General features: G+C 39.6%; 11 protein-coding genes. 2 read left to right on the forward strand and 9 right to left on the reverse strand.

Features of this window, described 5'->3' with window-relative positions; translation table 11 throughout:
- Positions 1 to 10 precede the first annotated feature (10 nt).
- The 7 genes from TOL9009_RS0127730 to TOL9009_RS0127760 all read right to left on the reverse strand — a co-directional run bounded on the left by TOL9009_RS0127730 (position 11) and on the right by TOL9009_RS0127760 (position 10,797).
- The gene (locus TOL9009_RS0127730; protein WP_029636465.1) at positions 11 to 1,780 is read right to left on the reverse strand and encodes a C2 family cysteine protease; all 1,770 of its coding nucleotides are present in this window, start codon (positions 1,778 to 1,780) and stop codon (positions 11 to 13) included.
- A gap of 726 nt (positions 1,781 to 2,506) precedes the next feature.
- Positions 2,507 to 4,252 carry a S8 family serine peptidase gene (locus TOL9009_RS0127735; protein ID WP_029636466.1) on the reverse strand — a complete coding sequence of 582 codons (1,746 nt, stop codon included), beginning with the start codon at positions 4,250 to 4,252 and terminating at the stop codon, positions 2,507 to 2,509.
- 753 nt (positions 4,253 to 5,005) lie between these two features.
- Positions 5,006 to 5,953, reverse strand: coding sequence for a DMT family transporter (locus tag TOL9009_RS0127740; RefSeq protein ID WP_029636467.1), 948 nt, complete (start codon positions 5,951 to 5,953; stop codon positions 5,006 to 5,008).
- Between the two features lie 59 nt (positions 5,954 to 6,012).
- A complete protein-coding gene (locus tag TOL9009_RS0127745; RefSeq protein ID WP_199341620.1) occupies positions 6,013 to 7,005 on the reverse strand; it encodes a DMT family transporter in 993 nt (330 codons plus the stop codon).
- A gap of 217 nt (positions 7,006 to 7,222) precedes the next feature.
- Positions 7,223 to 8,854 (reverse strand): mechanosensitive ion channel family protein, encoded by a 1,632-nt coding sequence (locus TOL9009_RS0127750; protein ID WP_084763321.1) that lies wholly within the window; start codon positions 8,852 to 8,854, stop codon positions 7,223 to 7,225.
- Between the two features lie 396 nt (positions 8,855 to 9,250).
- On the reverse strand, positions 9,251 to 10,465 hold the full coding sequence (gene chrA / locus TOL9009_RS0127755) for a chromate efflux transporter (RefSeq protein WP_029636473.1): 1,215 nt from the start codon (positions 10,463 to 10,465) through the stop codon (positions 9,251 to 9,253).
- Positions 10,466 to 10,560: 95 nt separating this feature from the next.
- Entirely contained in the window at positions 10,561 to 10,797 is a 237-nt protein-coding gene (locus TOL9009_RS0127760; protein ID WP_029636475.1) for a hypothetical protein, read from the reverse strand.
- A 177-nt stretch (positions 10,798 to 10,974) separates the two neighbouring features.
- Here TOL9009_RS0127760 and TOL9009_RS40720 point away from each other — a divergent pair, with 177 nt between their 5' ends.
- The gene (locus TOL9009_RS40720) at positions 10,975 to 13,368 is read left to right on the forward strand and encodes an ATP-binding protein (protein WP_051503049.1); all 2,394 of its coding nucleotides are present in this window, start codon (positions 10,975 to 10,977) and stop codon (positions 13,366 to 13,368) included.
- Positions 13,369 to 13,400: 32 nt separating this feature from the next.
- Positions 13,401 to 14,765 (forward strand): hybrid sensor histidine kinase/response regulator, encoded by a 1,365-nt coding sequence (locus TOL9009_RS0127770; protein ID WP_084763322.1) that lies wholly within the window; start codon positions 13,401 to 13,403, stop codon positions 14,763 to 14,765.
- Positions 14,766 to 14,847: 82 nt separating this feature from the next.
- Here TOL9009_RS0127770 and TOL9009_RS0127775 read toward each other — a convergent pair whose 3' ends face one another.
- Positions 14,848 to 15,516 carry a response regulator transcription factor gene (locus tag TOL9009_RS0127775; protein ID WP_029636479.1) on the reverse strand — a complete coding sequence of 223 codons (669 nt, stop codon included), beginning with the start codon at positions 15,514 to 15,516 and terminating at the stop codon, positions 14,848 to 14,850.
- Positions 15,488 to 17,077 carry a sensor histidine kinase gene (locus TOL9009_RS0127780; RefSeq protein ID WP_051503139.1) on the reverse strand — a complete coding sequence of 530 codons (1,590 nt, stop codon included), beginning with the start codon at positions 17,075 to 17,077 and terminating at the stop codon, positions 15,488 to 15,490. The genes TOL9009_RS0127775 and TOL9009_RS0127780 overlap by 29 nt, the downstream gene beginning before the upstream one ends.
- Positions 17,078 to 17,672 lie beyond the last annotated feature (595 nt).

A 17,672-nucleotide genomic window follows, 5' to 3' on the forward strand; every position in this document is an offset into this window, starting at 1 on the left:
ATGCTGAGGGCTAAGTTGAAATAGTTTTTGTATAATCCCAATAACTAAAGTTGCTTGCTATTTCATTCCAAGCTAATTCTAAAATGCCCGGTTTTAAAGAGCCGTTATCGATTCCCCAAGGGTTGAAAAGAGTAAACTTTTGAGTAGAGGAATTGTAACCTACCAGTACATAAGCATGATCGGGGACGATATTTGATGCAACTCCAGTTCCTAAAGTCGCTAGCCCAATTAATTGACCAGAATTAAACGCATTGACTATTGAGTTAAAGTCAAGAGCATTAAAACTAGAAACGTTACGTCCGGTAATTTGGGAAAAAGCATCACTCGTATATCCACCATGACTAATACCTTTGTAAGAATTGGTATTATCTTGATAAATCCATCCAGATTCATTGATTTGGGCATAAGCTTTTTCAGCAAGAGTTACCCATAATTCATTCGTAGAATTATTATAGTAACTCCCTTTATTTGCATAAGCTAAATACCCCGTATCAGTGGTTGGTAAATATCTGTCTACGGTTACATAGTCAGCCACCCCATTTTGCCAAAAACGCACGGTGAAAGTATTATCACCGTTATCAATAAACATATTTTCAATTGTGCTAGGTGAACGGAAAGCTGTTTCGGCTAAACCTGCTAATAAGAAGCAGTCATTAATCACACCTTGTTTGATGTCTTGATAACTGATGCCATTTTGGAACAGAGAACCACTAGTATATTGATAAGTGTAGGGTGTTGTTGGGCGATCGCTACCATAAAACCACTTACTAATTAAGTTCTCCAACTGCACGTCACTACTACCAGCATCCAAGTTACCCAGTGTATTACTCTGATACTTTTGATTAGCAACGTCACCGTTAACAACTTTGTTAGTCAAAACGCGGACATATTCGGGAATTTTTAAGTAAGAGGCATTGCTAACTAAAGTGCGAAGGTCTTTCACTTCTGTAGCATCAACTACACTGTTATCTTTAGCTTCACGCAAAATGCTAATAATATCGTTGCGATCTAACACGTTATCTGCAAAACGCAACCTTGTCGCTGCACGCATACCAGTATCTTGAATATTCTGGTCAAACCAATCCCCTATTTCCTTAGCAACTACAGGAGTCGGTTGCAAAATGCTAAAGCTTGTTTGATAAGTGTTGCTAGTAGCACCGGATTGATCGTAGCTTTTCCCCCATAACTGATATTTGCCAGCAGTTAGATTACTTAAACTGTAGTTAAAGCTAGCACGGTTGATGTTGCTGTCAGCGCTGAACTGCTTTACATTGCTGATGATGTCCCAGTTTCCACCATCTTTTTGCAATCGGAAATCTACTTGCGCTAAGTCACTGACACCATTGCCATCAAATACTGTAGCGTTAGTAAGTTTGACAGTTTCCCCTACTTGATAGCTGCTTTTATCGGTGCCAAATTGTAATAATTGCGGTGCTTCGTTGCCAGAAACGCTCAGTTTGTAGCTAGTATTCGCACAACCTACTTGGTACACTCGGATGTAGTAATTACCCGTTTCTAGAGTTGTGCTGATAGATTCAGAATTGCGGCTATCACTATAAGAACCTGTAACTACGGTTCCATTTTTGTCTAGCAACTGCACATCTGCATTTGCAGATAGATCATTAAGAGCAAGATTAAAGCTACTACGACCACTTAGGTTAAAAGTGTAATAATCGTTTGGATCGCTTTTACCCACCCACTCAGAACTTATAGTTTTGATAGAAGTAATCTTTAAACTATTTGCTGTACTTAAATTATTGCCGACAGAATCAACTGGCATAAATATTTCTGTGTCCTATGCTCTTTGATAAATTTACAAGACACACCCTGAAGTCTTTACTTTGTAAAGCTTTTATAGCTTCGTCTCAAAACTAAGTTAATATGCGTAGTTCTATACTGCTGCTTTATCTACCAAAACAGCTATGATAAATTTACGTATTTTTAAATACGATTAAAAAAATATTTACTAGAAAATACTTAAACAATAATTAAATTATTCTATGTGAATTTATTACATGAGTTGTCTGATAAATCACGTATATTGTAGAGACGTTCCGCCGGAACATCTCTAGGACGGTAGGTAAGTTTTTATTACTATTACAGCAGATTGCGTTATTATGAAATACATGTAGAGACTACCAAGTGCTACGTCTCTATAGGGTTTTGAGTTTTACGTATGTACCTCCCAAACCTTAAATTTGCTGTAATTAAACGGACATGATATTAGATATCTGGTAAAAATTAAATATGCGTTGTTCAGAACCTTTAGAGACGTAGCACAGAATAGTCTCTACATTCTTTTTCACTTTCGCGTGTCTATTGAAGTGAGATTTCACAGGTAGTTTTGATTCGATGAGGAGTTGCGATCGCACTCCATAGTGATGCGAACTACTAAAAAACTCTGCCGAAGAGTGAAGATTAAGGCAGAGCATATAGCAAGGCATTTAGATGGGAAAATGTAGACGCACCTAAGCTAAAAACGACTTCCTTAAAGGTAGAGAAGGAGTTAAGCAAAACCTCTGTCAAGAGCTTCTGCTCGTCGCACAGCAGCATCGGCATTAACTAGTCCGGAGCCATAAACCGTGTCATAGCCGGCTGCACCCAAATCATAGGCTGTTTCTGATAGAATAGACTTGATTTGTCCAGCAGTGAGATTTGGATTAACACTCCACACCAAAGAAGCTATCCCTGTAACAACGGCTGTTGATGCTGATGTTCCATTAAAATGGTCATAGTAGCCGAACTCATAGGTTGCAGATGAATTAGCACGAGTCGCAGATGTGGCAACAAATTCAGATGGAGCCGTTAAAGTTAAACCAAGTCCAGTGTTAGAACCCCACCAACCTGCATAGGAGACGCGCTGTCCTGGTGTTATTAGATTGCCATACCAATCTTTAGTTCCCCAAGAAGAACCTACTGCAACGACGTTGTTGTTAGTTTGCGCTAATGATGCGGGACTAGCAATTGTACTTAAGTCTTGATTGCCAGCTGCAATCACAAATAAGACTTTATCTTTGTTATCAGCAATCAGTTTCTCAAATGCAGGTGAGCTACCACCAGACAAGCTAAGGTTTATAACCAACTTGCGATCTCCAGCCCCATTAATAAGTGTCTGTGTAGCTTGAACTAAATCGTAATCTCCTGAATCACCACCTACTACATCTATCATCTGAACAGGAGAATTCCAGTTAATACCAGCTATCCCTACACCATTGTTGCTAGCAGCAGCAATGGTTCCTTCCACACGAGTACCGTGGGAGAAAGTTGCCGATTCATCGAAGTAGTTGTTAGCCACGAAGGTGGTAGAGCGTAAATCGGGGTGAATACCAGTACTATTGGCTCCCAACCCTGTATCTGCAATGCCAATTGCAACTCGATCATTTCCTTGAGTGAAACGCCACGCATCATTTACACCTGTTATATGCAGGTTCCACTGTTGATCAAACAAACGATCATTGGGTGTTACAGATAAGTTAACGGTTTCGTCTTGAAATTGAATCCTTCCGATACCCTGAAACAAAATTTCGCTACCATCGCTAAGTGTTATAGCATCATATAAACGATTACCATTACCTGTGTTGTAAACTACACCGCCTTTTAAACTATCTGCATAGTTGGTTGTGACTGAAGTAGAAGCAAACTGCGATAAATTGAGCAAGTCTAGCGCTCCACTACCGTAGTCAACGTTGCCATTGCCAATGTAAATTGTTCGGTTGAAGCCAGATTGATAATTAAAGGTATTTGCCCGGAGTGTTCCAGCAACAATGTTTGTGTTGTTAGCAGAAGATGTGGGTGCGATAATCGCAGCGTTAACATTAACAGAAGTCGGATTTATTGGTAAACCAGCAGAAGTAGAAATAATGGTGCTGGTAGCATCATCAAAGGGTGTTGCCCAGACAGTTAATTTATAGTTGGTTTTTGCATTACCTTCGGGATAAACCCGTATGTAATAACTGCCTGTACCCAAGATTTCATTAATTGATTCTGCTTGCTTACCACTATGAGTGGAAGCACTTAATACCTCTCCTTGGTCAAATTGACCATTATTGTTCGCATCGCGAATCAGCTGCACATCAGCATCTGCTTTTAACCTATCAAGCTGAAGATGAAAACTGCTACGACTGTTGAGGTTGAAGCTGTAGAAATCATTTAGGTCGAGATTATCGACTCTATCTGTAAAACTTTGAGCATTACTATTAATATCAAGTTTTCTAGCTTTATCTAGACTGTTGCCTGCGTAATCCACTGGCATATTTTCGATCCGGTACAGGAGGTATATATATTATCAAATTAGATGATGGCTTTCTTGTGTTTAAAAAAAAATCTTTTATGCATAAGTTAACAAAGAAAATATAAAAGTTTTACTTAATCTTTACGGTAGTAATAAAACCAAATGACTCTATTTAGGAATCTCCCGACTAGAAGTCCGGTAAGTATCAATGCAATAGACATTCACTGAATTTAATCCTATAAATGTCACTCTCGTGGGAGTATAATTAAGAGCGATCGCGCTCCCCTAAAGCCTTAGTACAGTTTTGCGTAAAAGCGTATTTAAATAGACATCGACCGCTATGCTTATGATGCGTTACCACAAAGCCAACAGACGTAGCACAGAATAGTCTCTACATTCATTTTCACGCCTATGTCCAATAGACATCTCCAGAAAACAATGTAGAAACTTCGTCTGATCGCGTCTCTACAAGGGTTGTGGACAACGCATAGTTCATTTTCACGCCTATGTCCAATGTCTGGGGATGCGATCGCATTGCAGGGTGTTGCGAAATTTAATTTGCTATGAATTAATGATAGGACTTACGCACTCATTACCAGAAAACAAGACTTAGATAGGTGCAACCGAAGCGTCGATAGGGACGGAAATACATAGTTCGTGCGTAAGTCCTGAATGAAATGCTGTACTGTACTTAGTATGGTTGATCCGCGCCCACTCGCGCCGAGAGTAAAATTTGTGAAAGTCTCCCTTGAAAAGGGCATTGTTGTCATGAGCTTATCCACGCTCTAGATCCGATTCTAGGGTATCTCTGGGCATTTCGCCTAAAACCGTAAGATATAACCCGGCTAGTACCACCAGAAAGCCAACCCAAGTCCAAAAACTTAGATATTCCCAAAAAATCACCCAAGCAAGCAATACACTGAAGACCGGTTCTAGGAGATGAACCAGAGAAACCGTTACAGATGATAGATAGGTGAGGCTGAATGTTAACAGTCCATGTCCGAAAAACTGACAAACCATCGCCAAGGATAGGATAGCGAACCAAGCTTGGGAGGACTGGGGAAAAACTGGTTCGTGGTTTAATAATATGAGTGGTAGGCTAGTTAATGCGCCTGCGCTACAGACCCACAGTTGGATTGTGGTAGAAGCAAATTTAGTGCGGAGATGTTCCAAAATCAGCAAGTACGCAGCTAAGAAAACAGCAGAGAGAATGGCAAAGCCATCACCTTGCACCCGACTGGCGGAAATTTGCATCTCTCCCAACTCCAATATGAATACTCCAGCGATCGCTAAACTCAAACCCAACACAAATCGGCGATCAAACTTTTGTCCCCACAGCCACCAAGCGCCCAAACTAGTAAAAATTGGTGCCAGATTATGCAGTGCCGTTGTAATGGCAACACTGGTTTGATCCAACGCCCAATACATAGTGGCTAAGGTCATCACCCAAAGCATTCCTGCCAAAGGTAACAGCAGCAGAGTCATGGGATGATGGGGCGTATTTTCAACAGGCTTGGATTGCACGCGTTGATAGGCTGTTTTACTCCCTGTCCAGAGACTAAAGGCGATCGCTGCCACCAGCAAGCGACCAAAGGCAATTCCTTGAGGAGTCAGTTCGGGACTACAAAGTTTAGCAAAAATAGAACCAAAGGAAATCGCGAACACACCGATGAAACAGCTCGTCAGGGCGATCGCTGACTTACTATAAGAATTAAATAACATTACCAAGATATTCAATACCCAGTTGAGTTGTAAAACAAATCATCATATTATCAACTTTTTTAATTTGTTGGTTTAATGGCAGATTGACTGGACTGGGCTAAATATATACCTAATAAAATGACCACAAAAGTCATTTGGTCAAAAGAACTGACCTTTTCATTGAAAATGAGCCAAGCAAAAAAAGAGGCAATAACTGGCTCTAGGAGCAGCGTCACGGCAACAATTCCTGAGGATAATTTACTGAGGCTGTAAGCCACAAGTGCTTGACCAAACACCTGGCAGAAAAGGGCTTGGAAAATTATGAAAAACCACCCCATCCCAGTATAAGGAAACAATCTATTTTCTACTAGGGGTAGGACGGGTAACAAAAACGCGGTTGTAATTCCGCAACGCCACAGCATAATTGTGGCAGTGCTAAATCGGTTTCTTAAGCGTTCTACCAACATCAGATACGTGGCGATAAAAACCGCAGTTAGTAAAGCGAGCGCATCACCAAGTATTTGGTAAGTGTCAAATTGCACCTCATTGAGTTCCAAGGCGATCGCTCCACATACCGCTATAAGCATACCAATAATGAATCTGTTATCGAAGCGCCGACCGAATAAAAAATACCCCGCCAAGCCAACGAATAAGGAGTTCATATTAGACAGTAAAGTCACGTTGGGAATACTAGTTTGAGTCACCGACCAAGCCCACAGGATTGAGTATGTAGCTCCGGCAGTTCCCATCAAGAACAATAGCGCCAGTTCTCGTCTGGTCAAAGGCTTCTGTTCTATCGGTTGCTCATCACTCTTTTGAGACCGAAAAGCTTCAAATCCGCTCAAAAATCCGAAAACGATTGTGGCGATCCAAGCGCGATGAAATGCTACAGCATTTGCTCCAATTTCGCGTTCGCATAATTTGACCAAGACTGGTGCCAATGATATAGGAATCAGCGCGACAAATAATGAGACAGTTCCGATCAAATTTGAGGTTTGGGAAAGTTGCAGTTGTGGTAATTCCTGTTTTGCGGTCATCACTATATGGCTAAATATATTATTCTGTTTATTCACAATTTTGCTGGTTGCAACTCGTACAAATTATAAAAATCTGCTAATGACATAATTTTCCTCAAAATCACTTTTGGTTAAAGACTTATATATTAAGACAGGAGCTTGGGGGGCTTCATAGTGCAAAGAGAGAGCGTTTTCAACTTTTTGCACAGATGTACCCCCATAATAACTAATTAACCAGACATGATCTGATTCAGTATGAACGCTCTGGTTGACCCTATATAGAAAGGTAAGATCGTCTCAATTGCCAGGTCAGTTCTCGATTGACTTCACTCTTAATTCGCACCCCCCGTTCGCAGTGTTCTAAGGTAATATCGTCTACGTAGAACTTTACGCTAAAATTTCGTTCTGATTGCTGAATTTCGCTAACCCAAATTTTAGGTTCCTGCCATTCGTTGCGGGTAGTTTTGAAATTTTCCTGCATCCACATCCGTAGAGATGACATGGCATCATCTAAGCGAGTATCGTCTGATGAAGTCTTACTCACTTTCACAAAGAGTTTGTTCATCTTGATCTTCAGCAGATTAATCTTTTGCTCCCAATACTTTGGTAGCTGAATTCGATCCTCATGGAGCAAATCCGGATCTTTTAACCAAGATTTATACCAACAGCGGATGAAACCAATTAACGCTCCCTCGGCAGCAACTGCTTCGGGGGATTCCTCCAACCACACACGTTTGCTTCTAACTAAGCGGTCAGACAAAACCTCCATCCCAATCATTTGACAAATATCCATAAAAACGCGTTGAAGGTTTCTAATCTCTTCTTTATCTAAACCTCCATCTTCCATGCGACTAATTTTATCTGAAAGATCATCAAATGCTTGTTCCACCTTTGCTAACAGAGCATTGACCTGCTTCTCAGCCAATAATCGCAATTGCCCAGCCTCACGCTTCTGAAGTGCTTTAGTTGGTTCCTCTGACATTCCAAAATATTCATTCAGCATTTTAAGCTTGCGATCCACATTGCCTAATGTATCCGGATGAGCAAGAATGACTGACTGCATCAGTTCAATCACACGAGCTGGATCGGCATCACTCTTTACAGGAAAGGAAAGGGTGTAGTAGTAATGGGCTGTGGGACGACTTAAGTTAAGAATCGATTGACTTTGAATTGAATTGTTGGGTACATATAAATCGCAGTGTTGATCAATTACATACAAAGTAGTCAACCGTAACCCAACTTTTTTGATGATTGCTGGTTTTCCATCCTCTAGAGTTACGACATCACCAAAGCGGAAGGGAGAATCAATCAATAACACTACACCAGCAAAAAAATTCCCCAAGATATCTTTTAAGGCAAAACCGAGAATAAAGGCTGCTCCTCCCACAGCAACCCACAATCCAGTCAAATCTAGACCAAAAGCTTGAAGAGATAATAAACCTCCAGTTAGGTAGACAATCACTGGCAAGACATTTTGCAGCAGTGGTACTAAGACATCATCCCACTGCGCCTCACTTTTTTCGGCAAATTCCACTAGATAGTAAACAACTACTTCGGTCAGAAAACTAACTAGCCAGAAAGTTAGTGTAATGATGATGATTGCAGAGAAACTTTTCTGAACTGTTGTCAGGAATGTACTTGTTCCTAGTGATACTAAAAAGAGTTTCAGGCTTAGAAGAATACTAATAATTAAGGCGGGGATTTTAGAGACATTCAGCGTCATAATCGCTGCATCTGAGCGGAATCGACGAAACCAGATGCGAAGAATGTAAAAGATAAAAATATAGGATACAAGAATTACAATTGCATTGATTACTAATGTCTTCCAAGGACTCGGAAGCGGGATTGAACGCAAATACTGCGGAACCTCTGCGATGATATTTTGAAAGTTTGAGAAATTATTCATTTTAGTTGACAATTGATTTAATATTTTTACTTAAGGTTTTTGACTTTACCAAGAAAGACACAGGGCAGATGGCAGGATATTGATGTGCTAGTTAATATACTACCGCATTTCCTGCTCTGGGAAAGTGCAGTTTTCGGAACTAAAGCTATTGTTAGATAAGGGTTTTTGTCTAGCTCATGGGAGTGAGAACCGCTATATCGTCTTAATCCTTGTGCGATCGCATTCCCCGGCTTGTCACTTAACTAACTTGTAATCTCAGATTTATCATATCATGTCCGGTAAATTACTTACAATTGTTTAAGCGTAACTAAAATAGTTGACATTTTCTTTGTCCTTAAAGGATGGAGATTCACGCTTCAATTAAACAGTTTTATCTGTTCGTATTCGCTGTGGGGGTCAACGAATGTAACCTAAAAGAAAAGCTAGCCATCCGATGAAAGCACCACCGAAAATTAGCCATGCAGCATTGATGCGGAAACGAATTACTAAAATGGCTGAGACGATCGCGATCGCTACAGCTAAAAAGTCCACTTTATACGCAGCTTTTGGTATTAAAGTCGCTGCTGCTAATTCCAAGGTTACAACAACCATCAACGCCACAGCACTGACATTCACCGCATCGAGAAAGGAACTTGTCCATTTCGATGCACGTAAGCGAGGAACAAGGGGATTAAGAATAGCTGTGAAAAAAAACGACGGAAGAAAAATTCCCACCGTGGCAACAATTGCACCTTGAACACCTGCAATTACATAACCGATAAAGGTAGCGGTAGAAAGAATCGGTCCTGGGGTAAATTGACCGATCGCGATCGCATCGAGTAACTGTTGTTGCGTTAACCAGCCGTATTCTTGAACTAATCCACCTTCGAGAAACGCTACCAAGACAAAACCACCGCCAAACAATACGCTACCGACTTTGAGGAAAAATAAACCTAATTTCCATAAAGAGACGTTTGATATTGTATGTGCAGTAGTTGCCGCAGTAACTGCTGTTGTTTTAAAAGCCGCACAATAAGTTAAATTAGCGATGAGAAAGTTTGCTATGTTTGGTGGGGTTTTGCCGCGATCGCCACTACGCAACCAAATCATACCTAAGATACCCCCAATTAACAGGGCAATCACTTCATTAAGTTTCAACAGCAATAATAAGACTATTACACCCAAGGCGATCGCCAAATATTCACGACTTTTTACCGCCTTTTTCCCCAAACGCCAAAGCGCATCCAAAATCACTGCTAAAACAGCAGGCTTAATTCCATACAATAAAGGAGCGACTTGAGGCAAATTGCCATAGTTAACATAAATCCAGGCAAATACACCTGTAATTAACACCGCAGGTAAAATAAAGCAAACACCCGCAACAATCAGCCCCAACCATCCCGCATACACATATCCTACATGAATCGCCATTTCTGTAGAATTCGGACCCGGAATCAGATTAGTTGCTCCAATTAAGTCAAGAAAATGCTCTCGTGTCATCCACTGACGCCGCTTGACTACTTCATCTTCAATCATGGCTATATGAGCAACCGGACCCCCGAAACCGATGATACCCAACTTGAAAAACAGTGTGGCAACTTCGACCAAACGACCCAGTGTTGAGTTACTCATGACTAAATAGTAAAATGTACCCCTAGTTCGTAGTAAGCGGTTTACCGCTCATAAGTAGTTAAGCACTCTCCGTGCTTACTACGTTATTTATATTTTCATACCGATGAATTGACTTTTTCGACAGAAGATGCATCTAACTGAGATTGTTCAGGTTGGGCTTCACTAATAGCATCGCTGAAGTAAGAGCCGACAATTTTATCGTAGTTAGAAGCAACAGCTAAAAAAGCCCCACCCAAAATATACATTGGTAGCGGTAGGGAAAGTCCTTGCACCCAGTCAAACAATTTTGCTAGGGCAAACAGCACGAAAAAGCAGGCAAGCCAAACTCTCATGTTTTTATCCCAAATGTTCAATTCTACTTATAGGATAGATGGATTGGATCGTATTGTAGAGACGTTGCGTCGGAACGTCTCTAGGACAATGTAAATTCTTAACTTCCATTTGGGAACTATATAGTTAACATCCTCAAAAAATGCACTTATTGCATCCGCTGTTGATTATATACGTACATGCGACCTCCCAAAATTAATGACTCAACTCAATTAGATCATCAGATTATCAATCCCGATCAAAGAAAGCAAGTAGCTTTATTTAACTTTTTGCCTGGGATGCGTCAGGTAATTAGTAGCCTGAGTATCAGTAATAAGATTAGCATTGGGTATGCGATCGCTCTTACCATTGTCGTTGCTTCCACTCTTAGCGGCTTAACTATCGGCAATTATTACCAGCAGGCAGCTAACAAGCAGAGGATGAGTATTCGCAAAGAGCGTAAGCTTTTGTATAATTTGCACTCCGCTGGTTTAGAATTTGAACCAGTTAAAGAGTTTGCTCCTTATTTGCGAAAACCAAAAGAGTTTCAGAAAGCAAAAACAACAGCGATTCAGCGTATTGCTCAAGTTAAAATATTGCTATTTTCTCTCAATTCCTCGGCGTCAACTTCTTCGATAACATCCCTAAAACAGCTGCTTGTGAAGTATAACGGCACATTTGAAAAATTTGCCCAAGATTTACAAGCTACGTTAGATAAAATTGATCCCAAAAATATAGAGTATGAAGATGGTTGGAAAGCAAATAAATTGCTAGTAGAGTTGACAGATAGCAATACATATGTAAAACAAACTAAAATTTTGCATGAAGTAGCAATTATCATAAAAACTGCCGATAAAAAAGAGGAGGAAGCTGAAATTATTTTTGCTCAAGCAGAAATTATACAAAGAGTAATTATTTTTACAAGTATTATGATATCGATAGCGATCGCGACTTATTTTATTATGTATATAAGTAAGGCGATCGCTTATCCGATAAAAGTATTAACTGATGTTGCTCAAAAAGCAACCCCAGAATTAAATGTGGAAGCACCTATTAGCAAAACTGACGAAGTAGGATTATTAACAGCTTCTCTCAATCAACTGATCCACCAAGTAACAACCCTTTTAACTAAGCAAAAAGAAGCCCAAATAGCAGTTGATATTGCCAATAATGCCAAGAGTGAATTTTTAGCAAACATGAGCCATGAGCTGAGAACCCCACTTAACGGGATTTTAGGCTACGCTCAAATCCTAGAAAACTCCAAAACTCTAACAGAAGAAGAAAAACATGGCGTCAGCATTATTCACTCATGTGGCTTAAATTTATTAACATTAATAAATGATATTCTAGACATTTCCAAAATAGAAGCTCACAAAATGGAACTGCGACCAACAGATTTTTATCTACCCTCTTTTTTACAAGGTGTTGTAGAAATTTGTCGCTTTAAAGCTGAAGAAAAAAACATCGATTTTATTTACCAACCTGCTGCCAATTTACCAACAGGTGTCACTGGTGACGATAAGCGACTGCGACAAATATTAATTAATTTGATTGGTAATGCCATAAAATTTACCGACAATGGAAGAGTAATTTTTAAAGTAGATTTAATGACAAATTCTAGAATTGCTAACAAACAAGAAATGAAAAAAATAAGATTTAAAATTCAAGATACAGGGGTTGGCATGAGTCCTACACAAATAGAGAAGATTTTCTTACCCTTTGAGCAGCTAGGAGATAACACACATCAAACAGAAGGCACAGGATTAGGACTAGCTATTAGCCAGAAAATTGTCGAAATTATGGGTAGTTCCATTCAAGTAAAAAGTAAGTTTGGTGTAGGTAGTATATTTGAGTTTGAAATAGAATTTTTAATACCTGATAATTGGACAGAGAGTAATACTATCACAAATGGCGGGAGAATCACTGGTTACTCTGGTTGCAGAAGAAAAATTATGATTGTCGATGACAATTGGGAAAATCGCTCAGTAATTGTCAATCTTTTAAAACCCTTGGGTTTTACTATAATTGAAGCTGCTAACGGTGAAGAAGGCTTAGAAAAAGCAAGTCTTTATTATCCAGATTTGATTATCTCTGATTTAGAAATGCCTCTAATCGATGGGTGGGAAATGCTTCGGCAGTTGCGAACAAACAAAAATTTTCAATATACAATATTTATTGCTTATTACGCTAGTATTTTTGATAGAAACCGACAACAAAATAAACTAGCAGGAAGTGATGATTTTTTGGCAAAACCGGTGCAAGCAGCGGAAATATATCGCCTTTTGTCAAAGCACTTAAAATTGAATTGGATTTACGCAGAATCGCAAAAAGAAAAAGTGCATCAGCCACTTTCTCCGGGGGTATCGCTTAAACCAGAAATAACAACAGGTGAAATTGTTGTCCCACCAGTTGACGATTTGGCAAAGCTCATAGAATATGCAAAGAAAGGACAAATCAAAGGAATTCAAAAAGAATTGGAAAAAATTTACAAAATGAATGAAGACTATAAACCTTTTGTTAACCACTTAAATCAGCTTGTGAAAAGCTTGAACATCAAGAAAATACGTCAGTTTCTAGAAAATCATATAAATTAATATCAAAATAAACAATTAAATTAAAAACTACAATGATTAATTTAGACAATCAAAAAAACGATTTATTAACTGAAAGCACAAATAACACTATCAACAACTTGGAGACAATATTAGTTATTGATGACAGCCCAACTAATTTACAAGTTCTTCACGCTACTTTAGAGAATGCTGGCTATGAAGTTATAGTTGAAATGGACGGAAACAGTGGAATTGAGCAAGTAAAAAATAATCCGCCTGATTTGATATTGTTAGATGTAATGATGCCTGGAATAGATGGTTTTGAAACTTGTCGAAAATTGCAGGCAAATCCATCTACTAAAGAAATTCCCATCATTTTTATTACTGCTCTTTCTGATTCCGTAGAAAAAGTTAAAGGACTAAGTTTAGGAGCAGTAGATTACATTACGAAGCCATTTAATCAAAAAGAAGTTATAGCCAGAATTAAATTACACTTAAAAATGCGACAACTCAACTTAGAGTTAGACGAACAAAAACAGCAATTAGAGCAAAGAGTTAAAGAACGTACTGCTGAACTTTCTCAAGCTTTAGAAGAACTCAAAAAAACTCAATTACAGTTAGTCCAAAGTGAAAAGATTTCCTTTTTAGGGCAACTAGTTACTGGTGTGGCTCATGAAGTTAGCAATCCCGTAGGCTTTATTTCTACTAACTTATATTACGCTTCCAACTACATCCAAGATTTAATTAACTTAGTGAAGCTCTACCAAAAAGAGTTTCCCACACCTGGGTACCAAATTGAAGATAACATTAAGGCGATGGATTTAGAGCATGTACTGGAAGATTTGCCTAAAGTCCTATCTTCAATGAAACTTGGTACTGAACGCATTCAAGGAATTATGCAATCGCTGCGAAATTTTTCCCGACTGGATGGAGAAGAGAAAAAGGCTGTTGATATTCATGAAGGACTAGAAACTAGTTTAATGATTTTGCAGCACCGTTTGAAAGCTTTACCCAAACGTCCCGCTATTAATGTCATCAAAGAATATGGCAATTTGCCCAAAATCAAATGCTACCCAGTACAAATTAATCAGGTGTTTATGAATTTACTCTCGAATGCGATTGATGCGATTGAGGAATCTATAAAAGACGTAGACACGTTTTCTACGGCTTCTCGCATTGGACTAATTCGCATTTGTACCACTATCGATAAAAAGCAAGTAACAATTCAAATTTCCGACAACGGAATGGGGATATCAGAGTCAGTGCAAAGCCAGATTTTTCAACCTTTCTTCACAACTAAACCAGAAGGTAAAGGTAGTGGATTAGGACTTTCTATTAGCAACCAAATTATCACCGAGAAGCACGGCGGAACATTACAATGTATTTCATCTGTGGGGAATGGGACAGAATTTGTGATTCAAATTCCGTTAAAGAGTTAGTTCTAAAATGAGTTTTTTAATCTCTGCAATCGTTGCTGAAGCAAGGAGCAAGGGACCCCAAACCCTGTTTCGGTCAAAGAAGTCATGTTCGCAGACGATAACCGATTCCCCGCACTGCTTCAATTAAATTGTTACCTATTTTTTTCCGCAAATAGCCAACATAAACATCAACAATATTGGAACCTGGGTCATAATCATAACCCCAAACTCGATCTAATAGCTGCTCTCGACTGAGTACTTGTCCGGGATGACGAAAAAAAGTTTCTGCGAGGGTAAATTCCCGTGCGGGTAATTCGATGCTTTCTCCGTTGACTTTGACTTTACGCGATCGCAAATATAAAAGTACTTCTCCAGCCTTTAGCACTGTTTCTTCTTTTAGCTGGGTACTGATATTATTGCGTAATCTGGCTTTGACCCGCATTAATAATTCTTCAAACCGAAATGGCTTAGTTAAATAATCATCTGCACCAGCTTCAAACCCCGCAATTTTATCTTGAATATCATGACGGGCAGTCAAAATAATTATTGGTATATCTGCACCTTGACCGCGTATTTCCTCTAAAATCTCTATCCCGTGTTTACCAGGCAACCCCAAATCTAAAATTAGTAAGTCAAATTGATTACTCACAGCTATATTACTAACAGTGGTACCATCATTGGCTACAGTCGGCATAAAACCGTGCGATCGCAATCCTTTTTTGATAAAAGCGGCAATACGGAGTTCATCTTCGGCAATGAGAATTCGATTCATTTAATCTAACCTCTGACGATGGTTCTACTGGTAAAACAATGGTGAAGGTGGAACCAGTTCCCAATTTACTTTTCAGGTAAATTTGACCTTGGTGTGCCTCAGTAATTACCTGGACAATTGATAAACCTAATCCAGCACCATCCGAACGACGACGACTGGCACCAGCACGGGCAAAACGTTCAAAAATCCACTTTTGGTCACTGGTGGCAATTCCTTCTCCGGTGTCGCTAACCCAAAATCGGACTTTTTCTTTGCAAATGCTCGAACCGATGATAATAGTATCGCTTTCACGAGTGTGTTGTGTAGCATTTTGTGCCAGATTCATAACTGCCTGCGTCACTCTTTGACGGTCAATAATCACATTACCTTTACCAACCTCACCTAGTTTCCATTTTCGATCAGCTAGCGCTGTAGCCTTGGTAAATAATTCTTCTGTAAATCCCCTAAGTTCGACCATCTGGAATAATAAAAAATCTGGACGTTCTGCATTAGCCAACAACAGCAAATCTTCGACAAACCGATTCATGCGATCAAGTTCATCCATCACTAAAGCGATGGTTTCCCGTTGTTCCTCCGGATCATCCCCCATTAATTCCAAATGTCCGCGAATAATTGTGATCGGAGTCCGGAGTTCGTGTCCTGCGTCGTTAATCAAGTTGCGCTGAATTCTAAAAGATGACTCTAATCTATCCATCATGGTATTGAAAGTTTTGGCAAGTTCAGCGATTTCCCCACTTTCTCTTTCTACGGGAATACGTTGAGATAAATCTGATTCGCTGATTAGTTGCGTTGTCTGCATTAATTTGTGTAATGGTGCTAATACCTTACCAGCAGCTAACCAAGCAAACAATAAAGCAATGAAGAGACTTATAGCTTTAACTTCAATGACGACTTCTAAAGCTTCTAACGCTTCATTACGTTCCCCTGCGGTGGTGTGAGCAACCACAAACACTCCGGTAAGCTGCTTGTTAATTTGTACAGGTTGGGCAATATAAAGAATACTGTCGATTTTTGGGTCTTTGACTTCGATTTCTGCTTGCGATCGCTTTGTCAGCTTTTGCCAACCTTGCATTAAAACAGAATTGCGGTTGATAATATTAGGTAATGCTTCCGGACTCGATTTGTAAAACTCACCATTAATCACTGCAATAAAAAAAACATCATCTTCTGGTAATTCATGCGCGAAGTAAATATCAAATATCTTTTTCAATTCTTCGTGGTTTGTGGGTGAGTCCCAAAATATGTGATGATTTCCTAAGCTTCGTAGTTGTTCGATATCTCGCTCATCCTCACCCTTAAAACCTTTATCGATCACTTGCTGAAAATCGGCGATTTCATCCAATAAAGCTTCCACCACTCGCGCTTCTACTCGTGCATACAAACGGTCACGAATGGTCGGAATTGCGATCGTTATAAAAAAAACCATCAGGAGCAAATACCACAGCAAAATTTGGGTGCGAGCTTCACCAAAGAATTTGAATAAGTCGCGAAATCTGTTAGCTGCTGTTTTCTCCAGCTTTGCCTCTTCTGGGGTATCGCTTTCGATAACTGGTTTTTTCATCGAAATTTTTGGATAAAAACCCCGTCCTAAAAGGACGGATTGACTGTAAAACAATCCTACCACTCTGCATCATTTTCGCATATGTCAAAGCACAGGGCGGGGTGGGGTTCTCCGGGTTTAATAAGTAATTAAGCGAACATAATAAGCGGGTAATACCAATTATTTGTGAAGCTGCATAGAATTAGACCCCACCTCGCAAGCTCTTAGGGGAAAATCCGGTTCCCTCCCCGCTTGCGGGGAGGGTTAGGGTGGGGTTCTTTCTATGCGTCTTCATATTAAATTGGTATAAGGCACTTACAAGTAATAAAATATCATCCCGGCATAACCTAGATCCACGATACCCAACCAATTATTTCAATACACGGCTGGATATTAGACATCTCCAGAAAACAATGTAGAGACGCGTTAGCGAAGCGGGACGAAGTTCAATTTCGCGTCTCTACAAGGGTTGTAGACAACGCATAGTTCATTTTCGGAGATGGATATTTTATTTTTTGGATCTCCCTAAATAAAAATGGTTATACATTGCGACAACCCCAAACTGCAAGCCAATTGCTTCTCTACGAAACGCTCCGCGAACGTTCCTCTCTACGAG

Origin of the sequence: [Scytonema hofmanni] UTEX 2349 (assembly GCF_000582685.1) — a bacterium.
GTDB classification, from domain to species: Bacteria; Cyanobacteriota; Cyanobacteriia; order Cyanobacteriales; family Nostocaceae; genus Hassallia; species Hassallia hofmanni.

Coding starts and splice junctions, on each gene's coding strand:
- TOL9009_RS0127780 (WP_051503139.1), bottom strand. CDS start 17,077: ATGAAAAAACCAGTTATCGAAAGCGATACCCCAGAAGAGGCAAAGCTG.
- TOL9009_RS0127775 (WP_029636479.1), bottom strand. CDS start 15,516: ATGAATCGAATTCTCATTGCCGAAGATGAACTCCGTATTGCCGCTTTT.
- TOL9009_RS40720 (WP_051503049.1), top strand. CDS start 10,975: ATGCGACCTCCCAAAATTAATGACTCAACTCAATTAGATCATCAGATT.
- TOL9009_RS0127740 (WP_029636467.1), bottom strand. CDS start 5,953: ATGTTATTTAATTCTTATAGTAAGTCAGCGATCGCCCTGACGAGCTGT.
- TOL9009_RS0127730 (WP_029636465.1), bottom strand. CDS start 1,780: ATGCCAGTTGATTCTGTCGGCAATAATTTAAGTACAGCAAATAGTTTA.
- TOL9009_RS0127760 (WP_029636475.1), bottom strand. CDS start 10,797: ATGAGAGTTTGGCTTGCCTGCTTTTTCGTGCTGTTTGCCCTAGCAAAA.
- chrA (WP_029636473.1), bottom strand. CDS start 10,465: ATGAGTAACTCAACACTGGGTCGTTTGGTCGAAGTTGCCACACTGTTT.
- TOL9009_RS0127770 (WP_084763322.1), top strand. CDS start 13,401: ATGATTAATTTAGACAATCAAAAAAACGATTTATTAACTGAAAGCACA.
- TOL9009_RS0127750 (WP_084763321.1), bottom strand. CDS start 8,854: ATGAATAATTTCTCAAACTTTCAAAATATCATCGCAGAGGTTCCGCAG.
- TOL9009_RS0127735 (WP_029636466.1), bottom strand. CDS start 4,252: ATGCCAGTGGATTACGCAGGCAACAGTCTAGATAAAGCTAGAAAACTT.